This is a genomic window from Variovorax sp. Sphag1AA (genome assembly GCF_014192575.1).
Taxonomy (GTDB): Bacteria; Pseudomonadota; Gammaproteobacteria; order Burkholderiales; family Burkholderiaceae_C; genus Variovorax.
On the sequence record NZ_JACHYC010000005.1, the window covers coordinates 347,641 to 367,212 of the forward strand.

Consider the following 19,572-nt stretch of genomic DNA (forward strand, 5'->3'; position numbering starts at 1 on the left):
CAGGAGGTGACGACGACCATGAACGACGCAGCCCACGCCGCAATCAGCCGGCCGACTGTCGCGCCGGATCGCCCCACGCTGAGTGTCGTGATCCCGGTCTACAACGAAGAACTCGGCCTGGCCGCGCTCTTCGACCGGCTCTATCCGGCGCTCGACGCGCTGGCCATCGACTACGAAATCGTCTTCATCGACGACGGCAGCCGCGACCGCTCGGCCTCGCTGCTGGCGCAGCAGTTCGATCTGCGACCCGACGTCACCCGCGTCGTGCTGCTCAACGGCAACTTCGGGCAGCACCGCGCGATCCTGGCGGGCTTCGAGCATTGCCGCGGCGACCGCGTGCTCACGCTCGACGCCGACTTGCAGAACCCGCCGGAAGACATCCGCCTGCTTCTCGCCGCCATGGATGAGGGCTTCGATTGCGTCGGCACCGTCCGCCGCAACCGGCAGGACGTTGCCTGGCGCCGCTGGGCCTCGCGCGCAATGAACCGGCTGCGCTTTCGCCTGACCGGCATCGTGATGAACGACCAGGGCTCGATGATGCGCGCCTACAGCCGCGACATCGTGCAGCTCATCAACCAGTGCGAGGAGATGAACACCTTCATCCCCGCGCTGGCCTACCAGTTCTCGAAGAACCCCACCGAGGTGGAAGTCGGCCACGAGGCGCGCCACGCGGGCGAATCGAAGTACTCGCTCTACAGCCTGATCCGCCTGAACTTCGACCTCGTCACCGGCTTCTCGCTGGTGCCGCTGCAGGCCTTCTCGATGCTGGGGATCATCGTTTCGCTGCTGTCGGGCGTGCTGTTCGTGATCCTCGCCGGCCGGCGCCTCATCCTCGGACCTGAAGTGGGCGGTGTGTTCACGCTGTTCGCGCTGGTGTTCCTGCTGGTCGGCCTCGCGCTGTTCGGCATCGGGCTGCTCGGCGAATACATCGGCCGCATCTACCAGGAAGTCCGAGCGCGGCCCCGCTACCAGGTGAACGCCGTGCTGGAGCGCCGCCGATGAGCGCGGAACGCAGACCGAGCGCGATCGTCTTCGCCTACCACGACGTCGGCGTGCGCTGCTTGCGCGTGCTGCTCGACGCCGGCGTGGACGTGCCCCTGGTGGTGACGCACACCGATTCGTCCAACGAGACGATCTGGTTCCGCAGCGTGGCCACGGTGGCGGCGGAGCGCGGCCTGCGCTGCGTCACGCCCGCGGACCCGCACGACCCGGAGCTGCTGCAGGCCGCGCGCGCGATGCAGCCCGACTTCCTCTTCTCGTTCTACTACCGGCAGATGCTCAAGCGCGACTGGCTCGATCTGCCCACGCGCGGCGCCTTCAACATGCACGGCTCGCTGCTGCCACGCTATCGCGGTCGCGCGCCTGTGAACTGGGCGGTTCTCCACGGCGAGCGCGAAACCGGCGCGACCCTGCACCGCATGACCGAGAAGCCCGACAACGGCGCGATCGTCGACCAGTTCGCGGTGCCCATCCTCTCGGACGACACCGCGCACGAGGTCTTCGGCAAGGTGACATTGGCGGCTGAAATCGTGCTCGCACGAACCCTGCCGGCGATGCTCGACGGCACGGCGGTCGAGCGTCCGCAGGACCTCTCGCAGGGCCGCTACTTCGGCGGTCGGCGTCCGGAAGACGGCCGCATCCCTCCGCACGCGAGTGCACGCCAGATCCATGACCTGGTGCGTGCGGTCGCGCCCCCCTACCCGCCTGCGTTCGCATCGTTCGGCGGGCAGCGCATCTTCATCGAGCGCACCCTGCGCACCGACACCCTGCCCGACGCGCCCGGCCGCGGCCTGCGCCTGTGGCATGACGGCGCGGCACTGTGGCTGATCGCGGACGACGGCCACGCGCTGCGCGTGCTGGCAGCCCGGCGCGATGGCGACAGCGAGCTGCTCGACGCGGCCGCATTCGAATCCCTTTCCTCCGGCAGTTGGCTCGCGGCCGACGCCTGAATCTCCCATTTATCCAGGAAACCTCAAACATGCTCAAAGTCCTGATCCTCGGCGTCAACGGCTTCGTCGGCCACCACCTGACGCGCCACATCATGGAAACCACCGACTGGGAAGTCCACGGCATGGACATGCAGTCGGACCGCGTCGCACCGTGGCTCGACAACCCGCGCTTCCACTTCTTCGAGGGTGACATCACCATCAACAAGGAGTGGATCGAATACCACGTGAAGAAGTGCGACGTGGTGCTGCCGCTGGTCGCGATCGCCACGCCCTCCACTTATGTGCGCGAGCCGCTGCGCGTGTTCGAGCTCGACTTCGAGGCCAACCTGCCCATCATTCGCCACTGCGTGCGCTGGGGTAAGCGGGTGGTCTTCCCGTCGACCAGCGAGGTCTACGGCATGTGCAGCGACGCGGCCTTCGATCCGGAAGCCTCCAACCTCGTGTACGGCCCCATCAACAAGCCGCGCTGGATCTACGCCTGTGCCAAGCAGCTGATGGACCGCGTGATCCACGGCTACGGCCAGCAGGAAGGGCTGCAGTACACGCTCTTCCGCCCCTTCAACTGGATCGGCCCCGGCCTGGACAGCCTGCATGCGCCGAAGGAAGGTTCGAGCCGCGTGATCACCCAGTTCCTGGGCCACATCGTCCGCGGCGAGCCGATCCGTCTGGTGGACGGCGGCAGCCAGCAGCGCGCCTTCACCTATGTGGATGACGGCATCTCCGCGCTGGTAAAGATCATCGCCAACAAGGACGGCATCGCCGACGGCAAGATCTACAACATCGGCAATCCGGACAACAACCACTCGATCCGCGCGCTCGCCAACATGATGCTGAGCCTCGCGGCGTCCCTGCCCGAGTACCGCGAAGCCGCAGCCAAGGTCGAGCTGATCGACGTTGCCGCCGCCGACTACTACGGCGCCGGCTACCAGGACGTGCTGCAGCGCGTGCCCGACATCCGCAACACGGTGGCCGATCTCGGCTGGAAGCCCACGGTCGGCATGGAAGAAGCGCTTCGCGCGCTGTTCGCCTACTACAGCGACCACGTCGCTTCCGCAGACCTGGAAGCCTGAGTGCGATGCCGCGCATCGCACTGAAAGTCGATGTCGACACCTTGCGCGGCACGCGCGAGGGTGTCCCGCCGCTGGTGAAGCTGCTCGCCGACATGGACGCCGGCGCCAGCTTCCTCTTCAGCCTTGGCCCGGACCACACCGGCCGCGCCATCCTCCGGGTGTTCCGGCCGGGCTTCCTCAGCAAGGTCTCGCGCACCTCGGTGGTCGAGCACTACGGCCTGAAGACGCTGATGTACGGCGTGCTCCTGCCCGGGCCCGACATCGGCCGTCGCGAGGCGGCGGCACTGCGCGCGGTTCGTGACGAAGGCTTCGAGGTCGGTGTGCACTGCTGGGACCACGTGCTCTGGCAGGACAACCTCATCGGACGCGACGAGGGCTGGGCGCTGCGTGAAATGCGCCGCGCCACCGACCGCCACGCCGAGATCTTCGGCACGCCGCCCCGGCTGCACGGCGCGGCGGGCTGGCAGTTCAACGCGGCCGCCGCGCGCGCCGAGGCGATGCTCGGCATCACCTATGCGTCGGACACGCGAGGTACCCACCCCTTCGTGCCTGTGGACGATCGCGGCACGGTGCTCGGCCCCGCGCAGTACCCGACCACGCTGCCGACGCTCGACGAGCTGATCGGCATCGACGGCATCACCGTCGACAACGTGCACTCACATCTGCTCGCGCTGACCGAAGGCGCCACGCAGGACCACGTCTACACGCTGCACGCCGAGCTCGAAGGGATGAAGCTTCTGCCGGTGTTCCGGCGGCTGATCGAAGGTTGGCGCGCGCAGGGCCATTCGCTGGTGGACCTCGGCGAGCTGCGCGACAGCGCGCCCGCCCCGACGCTGCCCCGGCATGTCCTTGAACTCGGGACCGTGCCAGGCCGGTCCGGCCTGCTCGCCGTGCAGGGCAAGGCCTTGCCGGCCTGAGCCCCGAAAAGCCTAGCCGCGCAGCAGCGCGCCCCACTTGCCCGGCGGCACCCCGACCCAGGGGTTGCCCGGCGCGCGCGCGAGGTGCAGGTACAAGAAAGCGATCCACGGCAGGCTCAGGCCGATCGCCGCATCGCGCATCGCTGAATTGACGCAGGTGGCGACCAGCAGGATCAGCATTGCCACGAAGGCCAGCCTGCCCGTGATGTCGCGCCGCCGCCAGGCAATGACGAGCCCGGTGACAAAGAGCGAGACAAGGATCAGCAGCCCCGGCACGCCGGTCTCCGCGCCCAGCCACAGGAAGTCGTTGTGCGGCATGCTGTAGTCGTACAACAGCTTCGGCCCGCGCCGGTGCCATTCCGGCGTCCAGCTTCCGAGCCCCAAGCCGGCGAGCGGCGCGTCGAGCATCATCCGGGTCGTCTCGCGGTACATGTGGAAGCGGACCACCCAGCTCCCCTCCGACACCGCGCCGGCCTGCGCGGCCTCGAGTTCGTGGATGCCGAGGGTGAACTTTTCCTGCACCGAAGGCGCCTGCCACACCAGCCCTGCAGCCACCACCGCACCGACGCACAGTGCCACGGCCAGCACCCGCAGCCGCCCGCGCCACTGATGCACGCAGGCCGCGAAGACCGCCAGCAGCAGCCCGAGCAGCGAAGTGCGATTGGGCAGCGTCACCGTCACGATCACCGCGGTCACGATGGTCACGGCGAACGCCGGACCCGCCCAGTGCCAACGGTCGCGGGTGTCATTGAGGTGCGCCAGTCCCCAGACCGCGGCGGATGCGCCGATCAGGGCGAACAGGAGTGCGTCGTTGATCGACTTGTTGCCCTTCATCACCAGCACGTTGTGCCAGATCGGCAGGGTCGGCAGGCCCACCGTGTGTCCAAGGATGATCACCACCACCGCGAACGCGGCGGCGAGCAGGAATCCACGCAGCGCCCAGACCGTTTCTTCGACCGACAGCAGCAGCGTGAGCGAAAGCGTCACCGCGATGCGCCCGTCGTGCCACAGGCTCAGGCCGGTCTCGGCATGATGCGGCCGAAGCGCCAGCACCACGAGCACCCACGCCACGAACGCGAGGATCGGCCACCGCAGCGGGTCGCTCCGCCACCGCGCCGCGCGCTCGCGATAGCCGCCCGCCGTCAGCAAGGCCAGAATCAGCAGCCCCGCCGCGCCGTAGTTGAGCCCGACCGGCATGAAGACCACGCAGCCCCACAACAGCGCGGCCGCCTGCACGAATCGGGCGCGCGGCGCGGAGGCAGCCAGCGCGCGCTCGATTTCAGTGGAGGGGGCTTGCGATCTCGTCATGAATGAACCTCTGTTCGCCCGGGACTATGGCACCGCGCGATATTTGAACGTTGTCGTCACTTAAGATGATGATTTTTCCGCCAACCCAGTCGAAATGTCCGACCTCAACACCCTCTTCGAAGCCGCCCAGGCGAATTCCAAACTGCTCGCCGAGCGCCCCGACAATCCGACGCTGCTCAAGATCTACGGCCTCTTCAAGCAGGCCACCGCGGGCGACAACACCGAGAAGAAGCCCAGCTTCAGCGACATCGTCGCGCGCGCCAAGTGGGACGCCTGGACCTCGCGCAAGGGCCTGAGCGCCGATGACGCCAAGCAGCAATACATCGACCTGATCGAATCGCTGCGCTGAAGTTCTTGGGGCCGGCCGGCCTCAGGCATCTTCCGCCGCCGGCGCTCCGCCGAGCAGCTTGTCGAGGCTTGAGGCCAGGCGCCGCTGAATCTCGTCGCTGAAGTTTGCGAACAGCATCCCCAGCGTGGCTTCGAGCCTGAAGGTGTCGGCGCTGACCTCGACATTGCCGTCGACGCCGGCCCGGCCAAAACGCGCCGTATCCCGCACCTCGCCTTCGTCGTAGGTGCATTCCATCCCGAAGTCCTGCTCGACTTTCTGCATGAGCTTGCGCGCGACAGCACGCGCGGCAGGGAGGCCCAGTTGATGCTGGCGCTCGATCTGGATGTCAGGCACCTCGATCTCCATTGTTGTTGTCGCGCTTGCAGCAAGGCGACTGGGTTTGCATGAGGTCGGCCGGTTGCGATGTCGGCGTGCGCAGCGCCTGATGGCGCCCCTCCTTGGGTTGCGCGGCCAGATCCTTGACCGCGGCGTAGAAGCGCGGCCAGTTCTCGCCTTCGCGCTCGAACAACGCCTCGAAGCCCGGCACGAGTTCGTCGTAGGCCGCTTGCGCACCGAACGCCGCGTTGTTCGCGCGCGCAACCCACGCGTCGTAGGCGCCCTGGCGCGGTCCCGTCCATGTCGCGCGAAGCGCCGCATAACGGCGACGGAATTCATCCATCGCGGCGGCCTTTCGGGCATCGACCGTCTTCCAGTCCTGCGCCTTGGCCTCGTCGGAGGCATAGATCTCCTGCAGCGCGCGGCGCGTGTCAGCCGCCAGCACACGGAACTGCTGCCGTCGCGCGTCGAACTGCGCGTATTCGTTTTGTGCAGCTTCGCTTGCCTGGGTCTTCAGCCAGCGCGCGCCGCCGATGCGCTCGACCGCCGTCGCGAAGGACTCGTTGAACATGGTGTCGCCCTGCACGTACAGCACCTGGTGCGCGAGTTCATGGAACACGATGCGCGCGAGTTCGCCCTCGGGGTAGCCGATGAAGGTGGACAGCAGCGGATCGCCGCCGGCCCAGTTCATCCATCCGAGCGTCGAATACGCCGGCACCGGATACACCGCGACCTCCAGGCCTTGCGCCGTCAGCTCCGCGGCCTCGGCCCGTGCGGCGGCTTCGTCGTAGTAGCCGCGATACCCCACGCAGCCAGCGACTGGAAAGCACCAGGTCTTGAGCGTGAGCGAATGCGGCGGCGCTGCGACCACGTTCCAGAGCGCGGCCGGCCGATGCAGGTCGGCGTAGGCCTTGTAGCTCGCGTTGTCGGGCAGGCCGAGTTCGGCCACCGCATAGCGGCGGATGCGTTGGGTGAGCTCGAGCTTGGCCTTGAGCGCTTCGGATGCTGACGGGTCCTCAAGCCATTCAGGCACCGGGCGCGCCGCGCGCATCAGGTCGATGTGGCCGCTGGCCGATTGCCAGTAGTAGCGGAGATCCGCGCAGCCCGCGAGCATGACGGCCCCCACTAGGGCGACGCCTGCCACGATCGCCCAGCGCATGCGTTTCATGTCGGCACCGCTGCTTCGGCAACGCTTTCCACTTCAACCAGGCAGTCGTAGAAGGTCGGTCCGCGCCCGATGTCCGTGAGCCGCTGGCTGGTGAGCTGGTTGACGTTGGTGCCGTCCAGACCGAGCTTGCGCCACCAGATCCCGAGACCATGCACCACGCCCGGCCGTGCGCGACGCGAGACTTCGGCGCGGCAGCGGTATTCGCCGCGCTGGTTGAAGACACGCACCGTTGCACCGTCTGCGATGCCGCGCGCACTGGCATCGGCCTCGTTGATCTCCAGCAAAGGCTCGCCTTCGATCGACCGCAGGCTCCGCACGTTGACGAAGCTGGAGTTGAGGAAATTGCGCGCCGGCGGCGAGATCATCGCGAGCGGGAACTCGCTGGAGCTTCCCTTCGCTTCGTAGTTGGGCACATGGTCCGGCAGGCCGTCCTGGCCCATCGCCGCAAGCCGTGCACTGAAGAATTCGCAGCGGCCGGACGGCGTCGGGAAGTTGCCTTCGGCATAGGGCGCGTCCGGCAGCTTGAGCGTGGCGAAACCGTTCGCGATCAGTTCATCGAAGTCGACTGCCGCAGGCGGGAAGGCCGCGCGGCACAGGGTCTCGTCGTCGTCCGAGAAGCAGGGTTCGTCGAACCCCATGCGCCTGGCGAGTTCGCTGAAGACCCAGGTATTGCTGCGCGCCTCGCCGCGCGGCGCCACCGCGGGGCGGTTCAGCAACACGTCGGTATGTCCGTAGCTGAAATGGATGTCCCAGTGCTCGAGCTGCGTGGTGGCGGGCAGCACGTAGTCGGCGTAGTCGGCCGTGTCGGTCTGGAACTGCTCGAGCACCACGGTGAAAAGGTCCTCGCGCGCGAAGCCAGCCACCACCTTGCCCGACTCCGGCGCCACCGCGACCGGATTGCTGTTGTAGACGATCACCGCCTCGATCGGATTCGCGGTGTCGAGCAGCGCATCGCCGATGGTGCTCATGTTGATGGTGCGTGGCCGCTGGCCGGCGAGCAGGTCGGGCCGCTGCAAGGCCGCGCGGTCCACCGGGAAGAGCCCCGAGCTGCTCAACAGCAGGCCGCCGGCACGTTCGCGCCAGGCACCCACCAGCGCCGGCAGACAAGCGACGGCGCGCGCGGCGTTGCCGCCGCCGCGCACGCGCTGCATGCCGTAGTTGAGTCGGATCGCGGCGGGCTTCGTGGTGCCGTAGGCGCGCGCCAGCGAAACGATCTGCTCTTCCGGCACGCCGCAGACCGCGGCCGCACGCGACGGCGGCCATTGCAGCGCGCGCTCGCGCAACTGCCCCCAGCCGAGGGTGTAGCGCTCGATGTAGTCGTGATCGAGCCAGTCGTTGACGATGAGCTCGTGCATCAGCGCGAGCGCCAGCGCGGCATCAGTGCCGGGCAGCAGCGCCACGTGCTCGTCGCACTTGTCGGCGGTTTCGGTCTTGCGCGGATCGATACACACCAGCCGCGCGCCGGCGCGCTTGGCCGCCTGCGCATGTCGCCAGAAGTGGAGATTGCTCGCGATCGAATTGCTGCCCCAAATGAGGATCAACTTCGATTCGGCGAAGAATTCGGTCCGCATGCCGACCTTGCCGCCCAAAGTAAAACCTAAGGCCTCACCCCCAGCGGTGGAGCAGATCGTCCGGTCCAGGAGCGACGCACCGAGCTTGTGGAAAAAGCGACGGTCCATCGACTCGCCCTGCACAAGACCCATGGTGCCCGCGTAACTGTAGGGCACAATCTTTTCCGGATTGTTACTTCTCAATACATTGAGGCGCGCAGCGATGTCGTCCAGTGCGACGTCCCAGCTCACCGGTTCGAAGCGGCCGCTCCCCTTGGGACCCGAACGCTTCATCGGCTGGACGAGACGTTCCGGATGGTCGTTGCGTTCGATGTAGCGCGAGACCTTGGTGCACAGAACGCCGGCGGTGTGCCGGTGCGCTTCGTTGCCCTGCAGCTTGACGGCCACGCCGTCCTGCACGGTGGTGACGAGCGCGCAAGTATCAGGACAGTCGTGCGGACAGGCACCGAGAACGCGGGTTGGGGAGGTCATGAAATCAGCCGGGGCAGCAGGAACCGGCTGAGTCTAAGTTGTGCGCCAGGAAAGCGCGCGGAGGGGTTTTCACGATGCTGAGTCGCAGACAGTTTTCAATCGCAACGGGCGCCGCGGCGCTCGCCGGCTTCCAGTTCGCCCGCGCCCAGAGCGAGACGCCACTGGTGCTCGGCCAGTCCGCCCCGTTCACCGGGCCGGCTGCGCAACTGGGCATCCAGTTCTACGAAGGAGCGAAGCTCTTTCTCGACCAGTACAACGCCCAGCCCGGCCGCGACGTGGTCATCAAATTCCTCGACGACGGCTATGAGCCCGATCGCTGCGCGGAAAACACGAAGAAGCTGATCGACGAGGACGTCTTCGCGCTCTTCGGCTACATCGGCACGCCGACCAGTCTCGCGGCGCTACCGCAGGCCGTGAACGCCAAGGTGCCGTTCATCGCGCCCTTCACCGGTGCCATGTCGCTGCGCGAGCCGTTCCATCGCAACGTGTTCCACCTGCGAGCCTCGTACAACGACGAGACCGCGGTGATCGTCAAGCAGCTCACGAATCTCGGCCTGAAGAAGATCGCGGTCTTCTATCAGAACGACGCCTACGGCAAGGCGGGCCTGGACGGCGTGACGCTCGCGCTGTCGCAACTCGACCTGAAGCCGGTCGCCCTCGCCACGGTCGAGCGCAACTCGGTCAACGTGTCGGCGGCAGTGAAGTCCATCGTCGCGGCGCAGCCGGACGCGGTGGTCCAGGTCAGCGCCTACAAGTCATGCGCGGCGTTCATCCGCGAAGCACGCAAGACCGGCTACGGCGGGACGTTCTTCAACGTGTCGTTCGTCGGCACGCAAGCGCTTGCAGACGAGCTCGGCAAGGAGGGCGCCGGCGTGGTGGTCACGCAGGTCGTGCCTTCTCCCTACAACGCGGCGAACGGCATCACGCGTGAGTTCAACGACGCCGTGCGCAAGGCCAACAGCACGACCAAGGCCAACTTCTCGAGCGTGGAAGGCTTCCTCGCCGCGAAGGTGCTGGCCGAAGGCCTGCGGCGCTCCACCGGCAAGCCCTCGCGCGAAGGACTGATCGCCGGTCTCGAAAGCATCGAGCGCCAGCAGTTCGCCGGGTTCGACGTCTCGTTCTCACCGAAGAATCATGTGGCCTCGAAGTTCGTCGAGCTGTCGATGATCACCGGCGACGGAAAGATCCGGACCTAGGACTTCAGGAGCTGGGTGGCGGCGTGAATGCCCAGCCCCACCAGCCCGCCGACCAGCGTGCCGTTCACCCGGATGAACTGCAGGTCGCGCCCGATGTTGCGTTCGAGCTCGACGGTCATCTCGTCGGCGTTCCATTCGGCAACGCGTTCGATGATGTAGCGGCGGATGTCCTCGCGATAGCGTTCGATCGCACGCGGAGCAGCGTCCATGACCTGCTCGTTGATCCAGCGACGCATCGCTTCGTCCGCGCTCAGCCTCGCGCCCAAGCTGCCGGTCATCGAGACGATGCGCTGGCGGATGCTTGAATCGTCTTTCGCGAGATCGGTGTGCAGCCATGCGAGCAGTTCGCTCCACAGGCCATGCAGATAGTCGCCAAGCGCAGGATGCGCCAGGAGGTCCGCGCGAATGGCTTCGCCGCGGCTGCGGAATTCCGGATCGGTCTTGAGCCGCGCGATGAAGCCGGCCATGAACTCGTCGAATCGCAGCCGCAACGGATGCGCCGGGTCTGCCGCCAGATCGGCGATGGTGCGTGCCACTGCGTCGACGATCTTGCGGGTGGCGACCCGGGCCGCCACCTGGTCGAGCCCCACGTAGCGCAGCGCCTTGATCTCGCGCGCGATGGCTTCGGTGATGCGCTCCTGAACCTCGTCGCCCTCGACGACATGCGCGACCTGCGCGAGCACATCGTCGAGCAGCGCCTGGTGGCGTCCGCCGGCGGTCAGAGCGTCGAGTGCCTGTCCGGCAAGGCGCGACATATCGAGCTGAACGAGGCCGGCCGATGCAATCCGGCCGAGGAAGTCGCGCACCCGGGCATCGTCGAAGGCGGTGAGCCCGTAGCGCACTGCTGCGACGAGGTGGTCGCCGAGCTTCTCCGCGCGATCCGGCCGCGAGAGCCAGTCTGCAAGCCGCGCGGATGGATCGAATTCCGCGAGCTTCGCAAGCACCTGCGGCGTACTCAGGAAGTTGTTGCAGATGAAGCCGGCAAGCTTCGCGCCGATGCGGTCCTTGTTCGCCGGAATGATCGCGGTGTGCGGAATCGGCAACCCCAGCGGATGCCGGAAGAGCGCCACCACCGCGAACCAGTCCGCGATCGCGCCCACCATCGCCGCCTCGGCGAAGGCAGCGACGTAGCCCCAGGCCGGATGCCGCGCTTCGAGCGCCGTCGCGACCGCATAGAGCAGCGCCGCGGCGCAGAGCAGACCGAGCGCGATCCGCTTCATGATGCCCAGTGGCTCAGCGGATCTCTTTTGTCGCGGCAAGGCCGCGCAGGAAGGCTTCGCAGCGCCCGAGCTGTTCGAGCGTCACGTACTCGTCCGGCTGGTGCGCCTGCGTGATGCTGCCCGGGCCGCACACCACGGTCGGGATGCCCGCGTTCTTGAAGATGCCCGCTTCGGTGCCGAAACCGACCAACGTGGTGCGGGACTCCCCGGCCAGCCTCTGAGCGAGGCGCGTCACTGCGTCGCCTGCGGAGCCGAGAAAGCTCGGCACTTCGCAGATCGGCTCGAAGCGGAAGCCGGTATCGGGCGCGACCTTCTTCATCGCCACCTCAGCGCGCTGCGCGTAGGCGACCACCTCTTTCTGCATCTTCGCTACGTCGCTGGTCGGCAGGTTGCGGAATTCGTAGCGGAATTCCGCGTCGCGCGGCACCACGTTGTCCGCAATGCCGCCATGGAACTGGCCCACGCTCGCGGTGCTGAATGGCACATCGAAGCCTTCGTAGCGCGGCTCGTCGCGCTCGAAACCTTCCGCCATGTCGCGCAGTTTGCCGACCACGCGGGCTGCCATCTCGATCGCGTTGACCGACTGCGGCGTGAGCGACGAATGCGCCTCCTTGCCGCGCACGCAGCACTTGAAGCGATACACGCCCTTGTGCGCGATGGCCGGGACCATCATCGTCGGCTCACCGACGATGCAGGCCAGCGGCTTGATGCCCTGGTCCTTCATGTCGGCGATCAGCTCCCGCACGCCGAAGCAGCCGACTTCCTCGTCGTAGGTGAAGGCGAAGTGCACCGCGAAGGGCGATTCGCTTTCGATGAAGCGCTCGGCATTGGCGAGCGCCACCGCGATGAAGCTCTTCATGTCCGCCGACCCGCGCCCGTAGAGCCGCGGCTCATCGACGACACGCTCGGCGTTCTCGTCGGTCTGCGGCCAGTTCTGCACGATGGCAGCAAGTGGGTCCACGCTCCACGCCTGGCCGTCCCACGGCACCGTGTCGGTGTGTCCCGAGAGGATCACGCCGGCCTTCTTGCCAGCGCCCAGCGTGGCGAAGAGATTGGCCTTGGTCTTGTCGGCGTTGTAGGTCAGCCGGCTGCGGATGCCGAGGCCCGCCAGGTGATCGCGTACGAAATCGATGAGCTCCAGATTGCTGTTGGTGCTCACGGTGTTCATGCGCACGAGCGTCTGCGCGAGTTCGAGGCTGCGGGTTGAAAGCACATGTGACATGCGGGGCATTGTCCCGGAAGTCCGCGGACTGCGGCCACATCCACGGAAGTGTCATCTCGGCGGGATAGCCTCCGCCCTTTTGGAATCCGGAAATCCGGAAGGAGAAGAAGTCTTGAAGCCGACCACCCTGACCCTGGGCGCGATCGCCGCCCTGTGCCTTTCGGCCTGCACCACGGCCACCGCCCCCTCGGGCAAGCTCGCCACGCTCGACGGCCAGCAGCCGCTGGTGATTGCGCATCGCGGCGCATCGGGCTACCTGCCGGAGGAAACGCTCGAAGCCTACGCGCGAGCCATCGAACTCGGCGCCGACTACATCGAGATGGACCTGATCTCCACCAAGGACGGCGTGCTCATCACGCGCCATGACCCCAACCTCGCGATCAGCACCGACGTGGCCACGCGACCCGAATTCGCCTCGCGCAAGAAGACGATCCAGGTCGACGGCGAAACGCAGACTGGCTGGTTCAGCAACGACTTCACCCTGGAGGAAATCAAGCGGCTCGGCGCGATCTCGACCGATGCCGAGCGGCCCCAGCAGTTCAACGGCCGGTACAAGGTGCCGACCTTCCAGGAGGTGGTCGACCTCGCCAAGGCCAAGTCGAAGGAAACCGGGCGCACCATCGGCATCTATCCCGAGACCAAGAACCCCACTTACTTCCGCGATCTCGGCCTGCCGCTGGAAGACAAGCTCATCGCCACGCTCGACGCGGCCGGCTGGAACAACCGCGGCGCACCGGTCTTCGTGCAATCCTTTGAGCCGGGCAGCCTCAAGTACATGAAGTCCAAGGGGCTGAAGACGAAGACGGTCCAGCTCATCGATGGCGACGGCATCGACATGAAGACCGGCGCAATGACCTATGCCGTGCCGGTGGACCGGCCCTATGAATGGACCAAGGCCGGCGACCGCCGCAATTTCGACGTGATGGTCACGCCGGCGGGGCTTGCCGAGATCAAGACCTACGCCGACGGAATCGGCCCGTGGAAGCGCTACATCGTCACCATCAAGGGCACCATCGGTCCCGACGGCAAGCCGGTGGACGTCAACCGCGACGGCAAGATCAACGACGCCGATGCCACCTCCGCCGCGCCGACGCAGCTCGTCGAGGACGCCCACAAGGCGGGGTTGTTCGTCCACCCCTTCACCTTCCGCAACGAGTCGCGGCGCCTCGCGTCGGACTACAAGGGCGACGGCGCGAACGAGTACATCGCGTTCTACCGGCTCGGCGTGGACGGCGTCTTCACCGATTTCACGGACACCGCGCTCGCCGCACGCGGCACGTGGCTGCGGGAAACCGGCAAGTAAAGCGCGCAAGGCACGGTCTTTGCCTGCGTCTTGCGCAAGGCCTAGACTGTGCTCATGAAACTCCTTGACTCCCTCGTCGCCCAGGCTCCCGGCATGGCCGCGGTGCGACGTGACTTGCACGCCCATCCCGAACTCTGCTTCCAGGAAGTCCGCACCTCCGACGTGGTCGCGGCCAAGCTGACCGAGTGGGGCATTCCCATCCATCGCGGACTGGGCACGACCGGCGTCGTGGGCATCGTCAAGAACGGCACCAGCGACCGCGCTGTCGGGCTGCGGGCCGACATGGACGCGCTGCCGGTCACCGAGCTCAACACCTTCGAGCACGCGAGCAAGCACCACGGGAAGATGCACGCCTGCGGCCACGACGGCCATACGACGATGCTGCTCGCGGCGGCGCAGCATCTGGCAAAGCACCGCAACTTCGACGGCACGGTCTACCTGATCTTCCAGCCTGCCGAGGAAGGCGGCGGCGGCGCGCGCGAGATGATCAAGGAGGGACTGTTCGAGCAGTTCCCCATGGAGGCCGTCTTCGGCATGCACAACTGGCCCGGCATGAAGGCCGGCCAGTTCGCGGTGAGCCCCGGTCCGGTCATGGCGTCGAGCAACCAGTTCCACATCGTCGTGCGCGGCAAGGGCGGCCATGCTGCACTGCCACACACCAGCATCGACCCCGTGCCGATCGCCTGCGAAATGGTGCAGGCCTTCCAGACCATCCTCACGCGCAACATGAAGCCGGTGGACGCGGGCGTCATCTCGGTCACGATGTTCCATGCGGGCGAAGCACCCACCGTGACGCCGAACGATGCCGAGCTGCGCGGCACGGTGCGCACCTTCACCATCGAAGTGCTCGACCTCATCGAATCGCGCATGCGGCAGATTGCCGAGAACATCTGCGCGGCGCACGGTGCGCAGGTGGATTTCGAGTTCATCCGCACCTATCCGCCCACCATCAACACACCGGCCGAAGCCGACTTCGCACGGCGCGTGATGTCCGGCATCGTCGGCGCCGAGAACGTGCTGCTGCAGGAACCCGCGATGACCGCGGAGGACTTCTCCTTCATGCTGCAGGCCAAGCCCGGCGCGTACGCCTTCATCGGCAACGGCGACGGCACGCATCGCGACATGCATCACGGCGCCGGCCCCTGCACGCTGCACAACGCGAGCTACGACTTCAACGACAACCTGATTCCGCTCGGCGCGACCATGTGGGTCCAGCTGGCGGAGCAGTTCCTCAACACGCCCAAGCTGTCGGAAGGGAAGTCCGCATGATCGGCATCGGAGAAGCCTTCTCTTCGCGCTACTTTCTCGCGCGGCAGAAGTTCCTGCAGGCCTGCGCGAGTGCCGGGCTCGCGGTGCAATCGCATGTACATCCGCTGAAGGGCCGCGACGGCGAGGAACTCGCGATGGACGTGGCGCTCGATGGCAATCCGAATGCGGAGCGCATGTTGCTGGTCACGAGCGGCTGCCACGGCGTCGAAGGCCATTGCGGCAGCGGCGTGCAGGTCTTCGCGCTGCATGACGATGAATGGCGCGAGAAGGCGCGCTCGCAGGGCGTGGCAGTGCTCTATGTGCATGCGCTCAACCCGCACGGCTTTTCGCATGGACGGCGCGTGACGAACGAGAACGTCGACCTCAATCGCAACTTCTTCGATTTCGAGAAGTCGCTACCGGTGAACGAACCCTACGCCAGCCTGCATCCGCTGCTTCTGCCGGATGCATGGCCGCCGACCGATGAGAACAACGCTGCGATCGCGGCGTGGATCGGGCAGCACGGCGTCGAGGCCTATCAGGCAGCGGTCACGCGTGGGCAATACCAGTTCGAGGACGGCATGTTCTTCGGCGGCAACGCGCCCACGTGGAGCAACAAGACCTTCCGCGATGTGCTGCGCGCACACGGCCAGCGTGCACGCAGGCTGGCATGGATCGACATCCACACTGGCCTCGGGCCCAACGGCATCGGCGAACGCATCTTCGCCTGCCGCGACGACAAGCAGGCCTTCGCGCGCGCCAATGCATGGTGGGGTTCGCCAAGCACGCCCGTGACCTCGATCTATGACGGCTCGTCGGCGTCGGCTTTTCTCACCGGGCTCAATTGGAGCGCGATCTACGAGGAGTGTCCGAAGGCCGAGTACACCGGCATGGCGCTCGAATACGGCACCCAGCCCCTGCTCGAAGTCATGGCCGCACTACGCGGCGACCACTGGCTGCACAACCACCCGGATGCGCCGGAAGAACTCGCAACGAAGATTCGCGCCGCCACGCTGGAGGCGTTCTACACCGACACCGATGCGTGGCGCGGCCAGATCGTGAGCCAGGCACGCCAGGCGATGTTCCAGGCGGTAGATGGTTTGAACGCGGGCGCCTGAAGGCTCAGCCCGGCAGCATCCGTTCTTCGGCGATGACCAGAAGCCCATCCATGATGAGGCTGTCGACCAGTTCGAAATCGCCATTCATGCTCGGCGCCATCTTCCAGCCTGCCCCACCGGTCATGTAGCAGGCCGGTTCCGCGTGGCAGTGCGCGCGCACGTGCTGCACCATGCGTTCCACCGCACCTGCAATGGCATAGGTGCCGCCACTGGTGAGTGCATCGCTTGTGTTCGTCGGAAACTCGCGCACCTCGCCGGTGGGCACATGAAGGCCGGCAGTGCCTGATTCGAGCGCGCGCAGCATGATCCCGTGGCCCGGAAGGATCAGGCCGCCAAGAAACTTTCCGTTCGCATCGACGGCCTCGACCGTCACCGCGGTGCCGATCATCACCACCACCATCGGTCGCACCGGACCTTGCGAGAGCATGCGATGCCGCGCACCGATCATCGCGACCCAGCGGTCGGCGCCCAGGCGGGTCGGATGGTCGTAGCCGTTGACGATGCCGGCTTCGGCGGCGCTCGACACCACCCATCGCGACGAGCAATCAAAGCGCTCGATCACCTGCTCTTCGGCACGTCGTCGCACTGCATCGCCTGCGACCACGCAACCGAGCATCGACGCAGGTGCTTCGAGGTCGGCCCAGGGCCCTTCGGCGAGGCGTTCGATGTGGTCGAGAAACTCCGCGCCATGTGCCAGCACGACGGCGCCGGGTCGCGCCGCGTCATAGAGTGACCACTTGAGGCGGGTGTTGCCGATGTCGATCGCGAGGAATGCCATGCGCGGCATTATTGCCTGCGAGTTGCGTTTACGGCCGCTTGCACATCCGGCGACGGCCTACGTCGCACCGTCATCCACCGCCGTTAAAGTGCCCCTTCTTCACCACTGCAACCGAAGGAGAGCGACATGGGCTTGCTGAGTTTCATCAAGGAAGCAGGAGAAAAGCTGTTCGGCGGCTCGTCGGCACAGGCGGCCACCCCTACCCCCGACGCGGAGCAGGCTGCTGCCGCGGCAATCAAGACCTATATCGAGACGCAAAACCTCGGACTCACGAGCCTCGAGGTGTCTTATGCGGCCGCAAACGGCGTGGTGACGCTGAACGGCAATGCGCCTTCGCAGGAAGCAAGCGAGAAGGCTTCGCTCGCCGCAGGCAATGTGGCGAACGTGACTCAGGTCGACAACAAGCTCGTCGCGCCGCCCGCCGATCCGGCTCAATACCACGACGTGGTCAGGGGCGACACGCTCTCGGCGATCTCGAAGAAGTACTACGGCGACGCCAACAAGTACAACGCGATCTTCGAGGCCAACAAGCCCATGCTCACGCACCCGGACAAGATCTATCCGGGGCAAAAGCTCCGTATCCCGAAGCTCTAGTTCTGCTTCCAGGGGAGGCCGCGGAGGCGCCAGCCGCCTTTGCGGCCGCGATGGCCCTCTTCATCGGCGTCGCCCTCGAAGCCCTCGAGGATGTTGTAGGCCTCGATGCCGAGTTCGGTCGCACGCTTGGCCGCGGCGATCGAACGAACTCCGCTGCGACACATCATGAGCGCCTTCTTGCCTGCCGGCACGGAAGCGCGCACGCCTTCATCGAAGCCACTGTTGAGAGCCATCCCCGGCCACTGCTTCCACGCCAGACCGATAGAGCCCGGCACAAAGCCGACCCACTCGCGTTCCGCGTCGGTGCGCACATCGACGAGAACGCCCTCGCCGCTCGCCATCCACTGCGCTGCCTGCTCTGGCGTCACGTCGCCGGCGTAGCCGGCTGCCGGTCTGACGCCGAGCCGCGAATTCGATTCCGGGTTGCTCATCTTGATTGGTTCCTCTTGGTCCTCGGGTTAGTACTAGCGCGATCGCTGTCGCATGGCCGAAATTCTGACTGGTTCGTGAAAACCCTCTTTGTCACAAATGTTCACCTCCCAAAGATGGCGGCATCTGGACGTCCCAGATACCTAACGGAGACATGCAATGACAGATATCAAATCGAATCGGCGGCGCAGTCTTTTGAAAGGAGCAGCCGTCGCGGCAGGCGCGATGAGCGCACCGATGGTGAGCATGGCGCAAACCACTTCTTTGCGCTTCCAGAGTACGTGGCCGGCGAAGGACATCTTCCATGAATACGCCAACGACTTCGCCAAGAAGGTGAACGACATGGCCGGCGGCCGCCTCAAGATCGAGGTGCTGCCGTCCGGTGCGGTGGTGCCGGCGTTCCAGCTGCTGGAGGCGGTCAACAAGGGCACGCTCGACGGCGGGCACGGCGTGGTGGCCTATCACTACGGCAAGAACTCCGCGCTTGCGCTCTGGGGTTCGGGCCCGGCCTACGGCATGGACCCGAACATGGTGCTCGCCTGGCACTACTACGGCGGCGGCAAGGCGCTGCTCGAGGAGATCTACAAGTCCATCAACATGGACGTGGTGTCGTATCTCTATGGGCCGATGCCGACGCAACCGCTCGGCTGGTTCAAGAAGCCGGTGGCGAAGGCCGAGGACATCAAGGGACTCAAGTACCGCACGGTCGGCCTCGCGGTCGACATCTTCACTGAGCTCGGCGCGGCGGTGAACCCTCTGCCCGGCGGCGAGATCGTGCCAGCGCTGGACCGCGGCCTGATCGATGCGGCCGAGTTCAACAATGCATCGAGCGATCGGGTGCTCGGCTTCCCGGACGTGGCGAAGGTCTGCATGCTGCAGAGCTTCCACCAGAGCGGGGAGCAGTTCGAGATCCTGTTCAACAAGACCAAGTTCAACACCCTGCCGCAGGAGCTGCGCTCCATCGTCGACTATGCGGTGCAGGCAGCAAGCGCGGACATGAGCTGGAAGGCGGTGGACCGCAACACCACCGACTACGAGGAAATGAAAAAGTCCGGCGTCAAGTTCTACAAGACGCCCGACTCGATCCTGCGCGCGCAGCTCGCGGCATGGGACAAGACCATCGCCAAGAAATCGGAAGAGAACGCGCTCTTCAAGAAGGTGCTGGCCTCGCAGAAGGCCTATGCGCAGCGCACCGGCCAGTGGCAGAACGACTACATGGTCGATTTCAAGATGGCCTACAACCATTACTTCGGCCAGAAGAAGACCTGAGTCCCTCCATCGTCGCCATGCCTTCCGGTTCCGGCCGGAAGGCATGTTCTTGTTCGCCTCCCCTTTCGGGATTACCG

The 19,572-nt window shown here is 66.0% G+C and carries 19 protein-coding genes; 11 read left to right on the forward strand and 8 right to left on the reverse strand.

Annotated elements, in window-relative coordinates; translation table 11 throughout:
- The first annotated feature begins 18 nt into the window (after nt 1-18).
- Genes FHW64_RS21165 through FHW64_RS21180 form a run of 4 tightly spaced genes read left to right on the forward strand, consistent with a single transcriptional unit; the run spans nt 19 to nt 3,936 of the window.
- Complete coding sequence (locus FHW64_RS21165) at nt 19-1,002, forward strand: glycosyltransferase (RefSeq protein ID WP_184529850.1); 984 nt, start codon at nt 19-21, stop codon at nt 1,000-1,002.
- Nucleotides 999-1,949 (forward strand): formyltransferase, encoded by a 951-nt coding sequence (locus tag FHW64_RS21170; RefSeq protein ID WP_184529852.1) that lies wholly within the window; start codon nt 999-1,001, stop codon nt 1,947-1,949. The genes FHW64_RS21165 and FHW64_RS21170 overlap by 4 nt, the downstream gene beginning before the upstream one ends.
- Nucleotides 1,950-1,978: 29 nt before the next feature.
- Nucleotides 1,979-3,019, forward strand: a complete 1,041-nt coding sequence (locus FHW64_RS21175) for a bifunctional UDP-4-keto-pentose/UDP-xylose synthase (RefSeq protein ID WP_184529854.1) — start codon at nt 1,979-1,981, stop codon at nt 3,017-3,019.
- A gap of 5 nt (nt 3,020-3,024) precedes the next feature.
- Complete coding sequence (locus FHW64_RS21180) at nt 3,025-3,936, forward strand: 4-deoxy-4-formamido-L-arabinose-phosphoundecaprenol deformylase (RefSeq protein ID WP_184529856.1); 912 nt, start codon at nt 3,025-3,027, stop codon at nt 3,934-3,936.
- A gap of 12 nt (nt 3,937-3,948) precedes the next feature.
- Here the strand turns inward: FHW64_RS21180 and FHW64_RS21185 are convergent, their stop codons facing one another.
- Nucleotides 3,949-5,244: an O-antigen ligase gene (locus tag FHW64_RS21185; protein ID WP_184529858.1), complete on the reverse strand. Its 1,296-nt coding sequence runs from the start codon at nt 5,242-5,244 to the stop codon at nt 3,949-3,951.
- Nucleotides 5,245-5,338: 94 nt separating this feature from the next.
- Between FHW64_RS21185 and FHW64_RS21190 the strand changes: the two genes are divergently transcribed.
- Nucleotides 5,339-5,593 (forward strand): acyl-CoA-binding protein, encoded by a 255-nt coding sequence (locus FHW64_RS21190; RefSeq protein WP_184529860.1) that lies wholly within the window; start codon nt 5,339-5,341, stop codon nt 5,591-5,593.
- A 21-nt stretch (nt 5,594-5,614) separates the two neighbouring features.
- Here FHW64_RS21190 and FHW64_RS21195 read toward each other — a convergent pair whose 3' ends face one another.
- From FHW64_RS21195 to FHW64_RS21205, 3 genes are read right to left on the reverse strand one after another with little or no spacing between them, the layout of a single operon-like run.
- Complete coding sequence (locus tag FHW64_RS21195; protein ID WP_221210435.1) at nt 5,615-5,938, reverse strand: polyhydroxyalkanoic acid system family protein; 324 nt, start codon at nt 5,936-5,938, stop codon at nt 5,615-5,617.
- Nucleotides 5,919-7,076, reverse strand: a complete 1,158-nt coding sequence (locus FHW64_RS21200) for an aminopeptidase (RefSeq protein ID WP_184529862.1) — start codon at nt 7,074-7,076, stop codon at nt 5,919-5,921. The genes FHW64_RS21195 and FHW64_RS21200 overlap by 20 nt, the downstream gene beginning before the upstream one ends.
- Entirely contained in the window at nt 7,073-9,118 is a 2,046-nt protein-coding gene (locus tag FHW64_RS21205; RefSeq protein ID WP_184529864.1) for a molybdopterin-dependent oxidoreductase, read from the reverse strand. Before FHW64_RS21205 ends, FHW64_RS21200 begins: the two co-directional genes overlap by 4 nt.
- Before the next feature lie 74 nt (nt 9,119-9,192).
- Here FHW64_RS21205 and FHW64_RS21210 point away from each other — a divergent pair, with 74 nt between their 5' ends.
- The gene (locus FHW64_RS21210; protein WP_184529866.1) at nt 9,193-10,314 is read left to right on the forward strand and encodes an ABC transporter substrate-binding protein; all 1,122 of its coding nucleotides are present in this window, start codon (nt 9,193-9,195) and stop codon (nt 10,312-10,314) included.
- On the opposite strand, the gene FHW64_RS21215 is transcribed toward FHW64_RS21210, so the two are convergent.
- On the reverse strand, nt 10,311-11,534 hold the full coding sequence (locus FHW64_RS21215; RefSeq protein WP_184529868.1) for a DUF445 domain-containing protein: 1,224 nt from the start codon (nt 11,532-11,534) through the stop codon (nt 10,311-10,313). The genes FHW64_RS21210 and FHW64_RS21215 overlap by 4 nt on opposite strands.
- Nucleotides 11,535-11,547: 13 nt before the next feature.
- Nucleotides 11,548-12,756, reverse strand: coding sequence for an acetylornithine deacetylase (gene argE / locus FHW64_RS21220; protein ID WP_184529870.1), 1,209 nt, complete (start codon nt 12,754-12,756; stop codon nt 11,548-11,550).
- Between the two features lie 112 nt (nt 12,757-12,868).
- Here argE and FHW64_RS21225 point away from each other — a divergent pair, with 112 nt between their 5' ends.
- Genes FHW64_RS21225 through FHW64_RS21235 form a run of 3 tightly spaced genes read left to right on the forward strand, consistent with a single transcriptional unit; the run spans nt 12,869 to nt 16,425 of the window.
- Complete coding sequence (locus tag FHW64_RS21225; protein WP_260305997.1) at nt 12,869-14,059, forward strand: glycerophosphodiester phosphodiesterase; 1,191 nt, start codon at nt 12,869-12,871, stop codon at nt 14,057-14,059.
- 54 nt (nt 14,060-14,113) lie between these two features.
- A complete protein-coding gene (locus FHW64_RS21230) occupies nt 14,114-15,328 on the forward strand; it encodes a M20 aminoacylase family protein (RefSeq protein ID WP_184529873.1) in 1,215 nt (404 codons plus the stop codon).
- A complete protein-coding gene (locus tag FHW64_RS21235; RefSeq protein WP_184529875.1) occupies nt 15,325-16,425 on the forward strand; it encodes a M14 family metallopeptidase in 1,101 nt (366 codons plus the stop codon). The genes FHW64_RS21230 and FHW64_RS21235 overlap by 4 nt, the downstream gene beginning before the upstream one ends.
- Nucleotides 16,426-16,429: 4 nt before the next feature.
- Here the strand turns inward: FHW64_RS21235 and FHW64_RS21240 are convergent, their stop codons facing one another.
- On the reverse strand, nt 16,430-17,203 hold the full coding sequence (locus FHW64_RS21240) for a type III pantothenate kinase (RefSeq protein ID WP_184529877.1): 774 nt from the start codon (nt 17,201-17,203) through the stop codon (nt 16,430-16,432).
- A gap of 126 nt (nt 17,204-17,329) precedes the next feature.
- On the opposite strand from FHW64_RS21240, the gene lysM reads away from it, so the two are divergent.
- Nucleotides 17,330-17,797 carry a peptidoglycan-binding protein LysM gene (gene lysM, locus FHW64_RS21245; RefSeq protein ID WP_184529879.1) on the forward strand — a complete coding sequence of 156 codons (468 nt, stop codon included), beginning with the start codon at nt 17,330-17,332 and terminating at the stop codon, nt 17,795-17,797.
- Here the strand turns inward: lysM and FHW64_RS21250 are convergent.
- The gene (locus tag FHW64_RS21250; protein ID WP_184529881.1) at nt 17,794-18,228 is read right to left on the reverse strand and encodes a rhodanese-like domain-containing protein; all 435 of its coding nucleotides are present in this window, start codon (nt 18,226-18,228) and stop codon (nt 17,794-17,796) included. The two genes, lysM and FHW64_RS21250, sit on opposite strands and share 4 nt — an antisense overlap.
- A gap of 157 nt (nt 18,229-18,385) precedes the next feature.
- Between FHW64_RS21250 and FHW64_RS21255 the strand changes: the two genes are divergently transcribed.
- Complete coding sequence (locus FHW64_RS21255) at nt 18,386-19,495, forward strand: TRAP transporter substrate-binding protein (RefSeq protein ID WP_184529883.1); 1,110 nt, start codon at nt 18,386-18,388, stop codon at nt 19,493-19,495.
- The last annotated feature ends 77 nt before the right edge of the window (nt 19,496-19,572 follow it).

Excerpts from the sequence above, each read along its gene's own strand:
- FHW64_RS21165 (WP_184529850.1), top strand. The coding sequence starts at position 19 with ATGAACGACGCAGCCCACGCCGCAATCAGCCGGCCGACTGTCGCGCCG.
- FHW64_RS21170 (WP_184529852.1), top strand. The coding sequence starts at position 999 with ATGAGCGCGGAACGCAGACCGAGCGCGATCGTCTTCGCCTACCACGAC.
- FHW64_RS21175 (WP_184529854.1), top strand. The coding sequence starts at position 1,979 with ATGCTCAAAGTCCTGATCCTCGGCGTCAACGGCTTCGTCGGCCACCAC.
- FHW64_RS21180 (WP_184529856.1), top strand. The coding sequence starts at position 3,025 with ATGCCGCGCATCGCACTGAAAGTCGATGTCGACACCTTGCGCGGCACG.
- FHW64_RS21185 (WP_184529858.1), bottom strand. The coding sequence starts at position 5,244 with ATGACGAGATCGCAAGCCCCCTCCACTGAAATCGAGCGCGCGCTGGCT.
- FHW64_RS21190 (WP_184529860.1), top strand. The coding sequence starts at position 5,339 with ATGTCCGACCTCAACACCCTCTTCGAAGCCGCCCAGGCGAATTCCAAA.
- FHW64_RS21195 (WP_221210435.1), bottom strand. The coding sequence starts at position 5,938 with ATGGAGATCGAGGTGCCTGACATCCAGATCGAGCGCCAGCATCAACTG.
- FHW64_RS21200 (WP_184529862.1), bottom strand. The coding sequence starts at position 7,076 with ATGAAACGCATGCGCTGGGCGATCGTGGCAGGCGTCGCCCTAGTGGGG.
- FHW64_RS21205 (WP_184529864.1), bottom strand. The coding sequence starts at position 9,118 with ATGACCTCCCCAACCCGCGTTCTCGGTGCCTGTCCGCACGACTGTCCT.
- FHW64_RS21210 (WP_184529866.1), top strand. The coding sequence starts at position 9,193 with ATGCTGAGTCGCAGACAGTTTTCAATCGCAACGGGCGCCGCGGCGCTC.
- FHW64_RS21215 (WP_184529868.1), bottom strand. The coding sequence starts at position 11,534 with ATGAAGCGGATCGCGCTCGGTCTGCTCTGCGCCGCGGCGCTGCTCTAT.
- argE (WP_184529870.1), bottom strand. The coding sequence starts at position 12,756 with ATGTCACATGTGCTTTCAACCCGCAGCCTCGAACTCGCGCAGACGCTC.
- FHW64_RS21230 (WP_184529873.1), top strand. The coding sequence starts at position 14,114 with ATGAAACTCCTTGACTCCCTCGTCGCCCAGGCTCCCGGCATGGCCGCG.
- FHW64_RS21235 (WP_184529875.1), top strand. The coding sequence starts at position 15,325 with ATGATCGGCATCGGAGAAGCCTTCTCTTCGCGCTACTTTCTCGCGCGG.
- FHW64_RS21240 (WP_184529877.1), bottom strand. The coding sequence starts at position 17,203 with ATGGCATTCCTCGCGATCGACATCGGCAACACCCGCCTCAAGTGGTCA.
- lysM (WP_184529879.1), top strand. The coding sequence starts at position 17,330 with ATGGGCTTGCTGAGTTTCATCAAGGAAGCAGGAGAAAAGCTGTTCGGC.
- FHW64_RS21250 (WP_184529881.1), bottom strand. The coding sequence starts at position 18,228 with ATGAGCAACCCGGAATCGAATTCGCGGCTCGGCGTCAGACCGGCAGCC.
- FHW64_RS21255 (WP_184529883.1), top strand. The coding sequence starts at position 18,386 with ATGACAGATATCAAATCGAATCGGCGGCGCAGTCTTTTGAAAGGAGCA.